This is a genomic window from Vibrio sp. 10N.286.46.A8 (assembly GCF_041470165.1).
In the GTDB taxonomy this organism is placed as follows: domain Bacteria; phylum Pseudomonadota; class Gammaproteobacteria; order Enterobacterales; family Vibrionaceae; genus Vibrio; species Vibrio tasmaniensis_A.
Genome location: NZ_JBFRLX010000137.1, coordinates 1 through 8,705 on the forward strand (window position 1 = coordinate 1; position 8,705 = coordinate 8,705).

1 protein-coding gene is annotated in these 8,705 nt (G+C 47.1%); it reads left to right on the top strand.

Annotated features, from left to right (window positions below; genetic code table 11):
- On the top strand, nucleotides 1-8,705 hold an 8,705-nt coding region (locus tag AB4232_RS13935; RefSeq protein WP_372087366.1), incomplete at both ends, for a tandem-95 repeat protein.

Sequence of the window (8,705 nt, forward strand, 5' to 3'; positions counted from 1 at the left end):
CCGATACGGTAGCGGCAAACATCGATGTAAGCGTAACAGCAGTCGATGATGCACCAGTATCAGGCGACCTAGCGTACTCAGTCGATGAAGACGGTTCGATTCGTTTCAGCCAAGAGCAATTACTGTCTCAAGCATCTGATGTCGAAGGCGATGACCTAACTGCTAGTGGCCTAACGGTTGGTGGCGATGCGACAGTTACTCAAAACGACGATGGCAGCTTTACCATCACGCCAGATGAGAACTTCAATGGCGACATCGATATCAGCTTTGATATTTCAGATGGTACTAACACAGTTCAAGCCTCTGCCGATTTAACCGTTAACCCAATCAATGACCTGCCAGTTCCTCAAGATCAACAATTCAGCATTGAAGAAGACGGTACGCTGCAATTTACAGATGCCGATCTACTTACCGGTGCCACCGATATTGATGGCGATGACCTCACAGTAGAAGGCATCAGCTACACAGGCGGTGACGGTGTATTAACAGACCACGGTGATGGTACTTATACCTTTGCACCAAACGAAAACTTCAATGGTGATGTGAACTTCAGTTTCGATGTGTCGGATGGCACAGAAACGGTTAGTGCAAACATTGATGTGAGCGTGACACCTGAGAACGATCCACCCGTTGCGGGCTCTACCTCGTACATGGTCAATGAAGACAACGCCATCACAATTTCTGATGAGCAATTGTTAGCAAACTCTTCTGACGTTGAAGGTGCGGTATCGGTTGATAGCGTGACCTACAGTGGTACGGATGGTGTGTTCCAAGACAATGGTGACGGCAGTTACACCTTCCTTCCTAATGAAAACTTCAGTGGCGATATCAGCCTTGACGTGATTGTTGCTGACGAAGATGGTTCGATTGATGAGACCACCGCGGGTATTACCGTTCTAGAAGTGAATGATCCACCGGTCGCAGGTCCAACGTCATACACCATTGACGAAGATTCGGTACTGACGTTCAGTGAATCTCAGATTCTTGTTAATGCTTCGGATGTCGAAGGCGATGTAGAACTAGTCGGCATCAATTACGATGGGGAAGACGGTATCTTCACTGTAAATGGTGATGGTACATGTAGCTTTGCACCAAACGAAAACTTCAATGGTCAGGTTCAACTGGGTGTGACCATTCAAGATGAAGATGGTGCGACGGTAGAGACACAGATTAATGTCGATGTACTGCCAATTAACGATCCACCAGTATCGGGCGATTTGGCTTACACCATCAACGAAGACAGCTCAATCACACTAAGCCAAGATCAGTTATTGGCGCGAGCTGGTGATATTGATAGCGAAAATCTAGAAGCTATTAACCTTTCGACCGATGAGAACGCGACCATCCAACAAAACGAGGATGGTAGCTACACCATTACACCGGACGCTGATTACAACGGCGACCTAGATCTAAGCTTCGACATCATCGACAACGATGGTGGTGAGGTTCAAGTTGGTCTTGATATCACAGTGAACCCGTTGAATGACTTGCCACAAGCGCAAGATCAACAGTTCACGATTGAAGAAGACGGTACGTTACTCTTCACCGATGCTGATCTACTTGCAGGCGCGTCAGATATTGATGGTGATGAGCTGTCGATTGAAAATGTACTTTACACAGGTGCAGATGGCGTTCTGAGTGACAACGGTGACGGTACTTACAGCTTTGCACCAAACGAGAACTTCAATGGTGATGTTCAATTCTCATTCGATGTCTCTGATGGTACAGGTTCAACGGCTGCGGTTATCGATGTTAGCGTAACACCAGAGAACGATCAGCCAGTAGCGGGCTCAACCTCTTACACAGTGCAAGAAGATGGCCAAATCACCATCAGTGATGAGCAGCTATTAGCGAACTCTTCCGATGTTGAAGGTGATGTCGCTCTATCAAGTGTTAGTTACACTGGTGACGACGGCTTGTTCGTTGATAACGGTAACGGCACATACACCTTCACGCCAAATGAAAACTTCGACGGTGACATCTCATTGGATGTTGTTGTCGTTGACGAAGACGGTGCAACCGCAACTACAACCGCTGGCATCGATGTTATTGCTGTGAATGACGGCCCTGAAACATCTGGTATTCAGGCTGAAGTCGACGAAGATAATTCAATCACCATTACTCAAGAGCAGTTACTTGCGAATGCGACCGATGTTGAGGGTGATGAGCTAACGGCAACTAACCTACAAACTAACGATCCTGACGCGACGATTGTTGCGAATGACGATGGTTCATTCACCATCACGCACACAGAAAACTTCAATGGCGAGTTGGACTTCACATACAGCATCAATGATGGTGACAATGAAGTTCTGACCACTCTCGATCTAACGGTTAATCCAGTTAATGATGCGCCAGAAGCGGGCGAAGAGATCTTCATCCAAGCGCAAGAAGATCAAACGGTTGGTGTGACGCTTCGTGAAGAACCTGCACTACGTTTAGACCAAGCGCCAGAAAACGGCATCATTGAAGCGAATGTTAATGATGAGTGGGTGGTGCTGGAAGTAGGGCAAGAAGTACCGGCTGATACAGAAGTACGCTTTGTTCCAAGTGAGGGGGCTCTTGCTGAAGGCACACATACTACGCAAATTGGTACCTTCGACGATAACGCTAGCGTAGACGATTGGGGTACAGAAGTTGACCCTTACACTCGTGAGTTCTCGGATGGTGATTTAACGGTTACGGTTCAAAGTAACGATGATCCGCTTGGTGCTTGGAATGGTAACACCCACATAGGTCACGGCCTTGGTGATACCGATCGCCAAGGGTTGAGTGGTGATGAAAAACTGACTATTTCAGTTGAAGGTCAAGACATCAATGAAATCAGTTTCCACCTAGATGGTTTAGGTGGTTGGTTCATGGAAGAATCGCGTCACTTTACGGAAGTAGAAATCAAAGCGTTCAATGAGGACGGTGACCTAATTGACTCGATGACTTACCACAAAGAAGACCGTGGTACTTTCGAGACAGACTACACGTTAACGGTTGACCAACCAGTGTCTTACTTTGAACTCGGTACAGTTCAAGGAAATGGTACTTATGTTGTTCAAAATATGACCGTGTCACAAACTTGTCATGATGAAGCCGTGTTCACATCGATTGGTGTAGACGGTTCAGAAATTACCGAAACGGTTGAGTTGAACATCCACGCGGGTGACAACGAAATTGAGCTAACGGCTGATCTTCCTAATATCACTATCGATACTGAAGGTTCTGCTCAATTTGCTTCTGTTGTGGTTACAGAAGAACAGTTACTGGCACAAGCATCAGACATTGATGGCGATGATCTTGATATTCAAAATCTTGAGCTGGTGGGTGAAAACTCAGAGCATGCAACACTGACTGACAACGGTGATGGTACTTGGACGGTGACACCAGATGAAAACTTCTACGGTGAAATTGAGCTAGGTTACCAAGTTTCTGATGGTGAACTGACTGATGACAACATCATTAACATCAACTTTGAGTCGGTGAATGATGCGCCAATCGTTTCTGGTCCAATGGTTTTATCGACAGACGAAGACCAAGGTATTACGTTCAGTGCTGATGATTTACTGGCGAACACCACAGATGTAGAGGGTGATGCGCTGTCTATTTCTGACATCACTTACGGTGGTGATGACGGTGATTTAGTCGACAATGGTGATGGTACATTTACCTTCATGCCGAATGAAAACTTCAATGGTGAAATCGACATTGATTACAAGGTATTCGATGGTACCGATGAAGTTGCAACCCATCTAGATCTGACCGTTGTACCTGTTAATGATGTGCCAGTTCCGGGCGAACCATTGCACACCCAAATGCTTGAAAATGGTTCCATGATTATCGAAGCGAAAGACCTATTGTCTGGTGCTACCGATGTTGATGGCGACATTCTTCATGTCGAAAACCTATTACTTGCAGACCAAACGCAAGGTACGTTAACGGATAACGGTGATAATACCTTTACCTTCGAACCTGCAGAAGACTTCTACGGTGAAGTGAATCTGACTTTCGATATCAGTGACGGCCAAGCCAGTGCACCAAGTACTGCAAGAGTAGACGTTGAAATTGTCAACGAAGGCCCTGAAGTGAGCGGCCCAATTGAAGCCGCTGTTGATGAAGATGGTTCAATCACTATCACTCAAGAGGATCTGTTAGCGAATGCAACGGATGTCGATGGCGATAACCTTGAAGCGGTTAACTTTGCGACCAACGATCCAAATGCGGTTGTTGTAGAAAACCCAGACGGTAGCTTCACGATTACACCAAGTGCTGATTTCTTTGGTGAGATTGAATTTACTTACGATGTCACTGACGCGATCGAAACTGTTGCAGCTGACCTTAACCTAACCGTAAACCCTATCAATGATGCACCAGACGTTCCAGACATGTCTTTCACTACGGAAGACGGTCAAGCGATCACCATTACAGAAGCTGAACTACTAGCACAAGCGACAGACGTTGAAGGTGACGAACTGTCAGTTGTGAATGTGACGAGCGCGAGCGACACGGTAGAAGTCACAGACAACGGAGATGGAACATATACATTAACACCAGAGCAGGGCTTCTTCGGTAACGTTGACTTAGCGTTTGATGTGAGCGATGGCACTGATGTGGTTGCCGCAAACATCGACCTAAAGGTTGAGTTCGTCAACGATGCACCAGAAGCGACGCCAATGGTGGCAGATGTCGACGAAGATGGTTCAATCCTCGTTACACAAGAAATGCTACTGGAGAACGCGAGCGACCAAGATGGCGATGAGCTATTTGCTTCTTCGCTTGAAACCAATGATCCGAACGCAAGCATTGTCGACAACGGTGATGGCACGTACACAGTGACACCTTCTGAAAACTTCAACGGTGATATTGCATTCACTTATGAGGTGAGCGACGGTGAGCTGAGCACGTCTAATGATATGACATTGACCGTTAATCCGGTGAATGACATTCCAATTGTTGCTCCAGGCATGTATCACATTGAAGAGGATGGCAGCATCCTGTTCACTCAAGAAGATCTGTTGAGTGGTGCGATTGATATTGATGGCGATGACCTCAGTGTTACTAGCATCAATTACTCTGGCGATGAAGGCACAGTCACCGACAATGGTGACGGCACGTTCAGCTTCGTTCCTGAAGAGCACTTTAGTGGTGACCTACAGTTCAGCTTTACGGTTACCGACGGCACTGACGAGGTAGAACAAGACCTTAGCGTTCATATTGAAGCGGTCGCGGATGCGCCGGATCTTGTGATAACCGATGGCGACGGCGTTAACGTTGATGATGAAGCAATTCTGGTTGAGCCAGGCGGCATTGTTGAGCTTAATATTGCGGCCGCGTTAGTAGACCAAGATCTATCAGAGACACTGACGGTAACTGTGGATGGTGTTCCTGAAGGTTCGGTTATTCAATACGATAATGAAGGCGTTCTGAATGACCAAGAAAACGGCATCACCAGTTACAACGATACTGAAATCACAGTAACGTTTGAAGGTGAAACCGCGGGATACCAAAACGCAGCGGGTTACTACAAAGTCGATGAAGACGGCAACATTACAGGTGTTGAAGTTGTCTACGAGAATGCATCACAAGTGGGTGGCGGCGGTGACCTTGTCCCTGGGCAAGATCAGTTCAGCTTCCAAGTCGAGGAAGGTGAGAGCTTTAACCTGTTCTTAATTCCAAACGGACATCAGCACAACGACTTTGATGCGATGCAAGACGGTCAGTACGAGTTCCGTGCTGAGGATGGTTCGCCTGCGAACATGGATACGGTTGATCCTCAACTTGTCTTTGTTGCGGCAGATGGCACTGAGACCGTGGTTCAAGGCCAGAATGGTGACGCGATCTTCCATGGTGGTTCAAGCTCTCAGCTAAACCAAGATGGTATCGAACATACTCGCACGACGGTTAATGAAGACGGCGAGCTGGTTTACGGCTTTGAAGATTTGTATGGCGGCGGTGATGCTGACTACACAGATTTCAACTTCACAATCGATGTGGGTGAAGTGAACAGCCAAATCTACAGCGGTGAAGTGACCGTTGGCCCTGATGGTACGGTGAACTTACCGACAACGGCTATCGAAAATTCACTACAAATCCAGTTACCAGAAGACTTCAACGAACAGCTTGAAGTTCATGTAACTGCAACCGCAACAGAGCTATCGAATGATGATTCTGAAACGGTCTCTCAAACCATCTACATTAATGCGACAGGCGCGCACATTGAGCACGCACCTGAAGCGCTGCCTGTTGCAGCAACAGTAGAAGAAGATGGTTCTATCACCATTACGCAAGAAGACTTGTTAGCTAATGCTCGAGATCTCGATGGCGACCAGTTGACGGCTCTGAATTTAGCAACCGATGATGAGAGCGTTACGATTACCGATAACGGTGATGGTACGTACACATTAATGCCAGATGCTGACTTCAATGGCGATGTTAGCTTTACGTTTGATGTGTCTGATGGTGATGATGTTGTCTCTACCAATCTAGAGTTAACGGTTTCACCAGTGAACGATGGTCCAGAAGCACAAGACCAGGCATTCACAGTCGGCGAAGATGGCGTGTTAACCTTCAATGACCAAGACCTATTAACAGGTGCAACGGACATTGAAGGGGACGACCTAAGTGTTGAAGGTGTAACTTACACTGGCGCAGATGGTGTCCTAACCGACAATGGCGATGGCACATACAGCTTCGCGCCAAACGAAAACTTCAATGGCGATGTGAACTTCTCGTTCAATGTATCAGATGGTACCGATACGGTAACCGCTAACATTGATGTCAGCGTGACGCCAGAGAATGATCCACCTGTCGCGGGTAGCACGTCTTACACGGTTCATGAAGACAACTCCATCACGATCAGTAACGAACAATTGCTAGCGAACTCTTCAGATATTGAAGGGGAAGTGGCGATTGATAGCGTGACTTACAGTGGTAGTGATGGTGTGCTTGAAATCAACGGTAACGGCACATACACCTTCTCTCCAAACGAAAACTTTAATGGCGAAGTTAGCCTAGATGTGGTTGTTGTGGATGAGGACGATGCAGCCGTATCGACGACTGCGGGCATTACGGTTCTAGAAGTGAACGATCCGCCAGTTGCTGGCCCAACGTCTTATACTATCGATGAAGACTCGGTACTGACCTTTAATGAGTCTCAAGTTCTGCTGAACGCCTCTGATATTGAAGGTGACGTACAACTTGTTGAGATCAACTACGACGGCCCTGACGGAATATTCTCAATCAATGGTGACGGCACATGTAGCTTTGCACCGAATGAAAACTTCAACGGCCAAGTCCAGTTGGATGTGACCATTCAAGATGAAGATGGCGCTCAAGTTGATACTCATATTACGGTTGATGTCTTACCAATCAATGATGTTCCAGTATCAGGAGACTTGGCATACAGCGTAGAGGAAGACGGTTCGATTACCTTGAGCCAAGAGCAACTTCTTTCTCAAGCTAGCGATGTAGACGGAGACGACCTTACTGCTTCTAACTTAGTGGTTGATGGAGACGTGACAGTTGTTGCTAACGATGATGGTAGCTTTACCATTACGCCAGATGCGAACTTCAATGGCGACATTGACCTAACGTTCGACATTAGCGACGGTACAGACACGCTGGTTGCGACGGCTGACCTCACCGTTAATCCAGTTAATGACCTTCCACAACCACAAGATCAAACGTTCAGCATTGGCGAAGACGGTGTCTTGAACTTCACAGATGAAGACCTGCTAACGGGTGCTACCGATATCGATGGGGATGACCTATCGGTTGAAGGTGTGACTTACACAGGTGCCGACGGTGTTCTTACTGACAATGGCGACGGAAGCTACAGCTTTGCGCCAAACGAGAACTTCAATGGTGATGTGAACTTCAGTTTTGATGTGTCAGATGGCACGGATACGGTTCAAGCCAACATTGATGTCAGCGTGACACCAGAGAACGATCCGCCTGTTGCAGGCAGCACGTCTTACACCGTTCATGAAGACAACTCAATTACCATCAGCGATGAGCAGCTTCTAGCTAACTCTTCGGATATTGAAGGTGATGTGGCGGTTGATAGCGTGACTTACACTGGCGCTGATGGTGTCTTTGAAGACAACGGTGACGGTACTTACACCTTCTCACCAAACGAAAACTTCAATGGTGAAGTTAGCCTAGATGTTGTCGTTACCGATGAAGAGGGTGCAACTGAAGCGACAACCGCGGGTATTACTGTTCTTGAGGTGAATGATCCACCAATTGCGGGTTCAACCAGCTACTCAGTGAACGAAGACGAAGTTATCACCATAAGTTCAGAGCAACTGTTGGCGAATGCTTTTGATATCGAAGGTGAAGTGGCGATTGATAGCGTTAACTACACCGGTTCAGACGGTATCTTTACTGACAATGGTGATGGCACATTTAGCTTCGCACCGAATGCGAACTTCGACGGTGATGTCAGCCTGGATGTTGTCGTTACTGATGAAGACGGCGTAACCGCAACTACCACTGCAAACATTGATGTTCTGCCTGTGAACGATGCTCCGGTATCGGGCGACTTGGCGTACAGTGTGGACGAAGATGGTTCAATTACCTTGAGCCAAGAGCAATTACTTGCTCAAGCGAGCGATGTTGACGGCGATGACTTAACAGCGGCTAACCTAACCGTTGGTGGTGATGCGACCGTCACTGCAAACGATGACGGTAGCTTTACTATCACACCAGATGCGAAC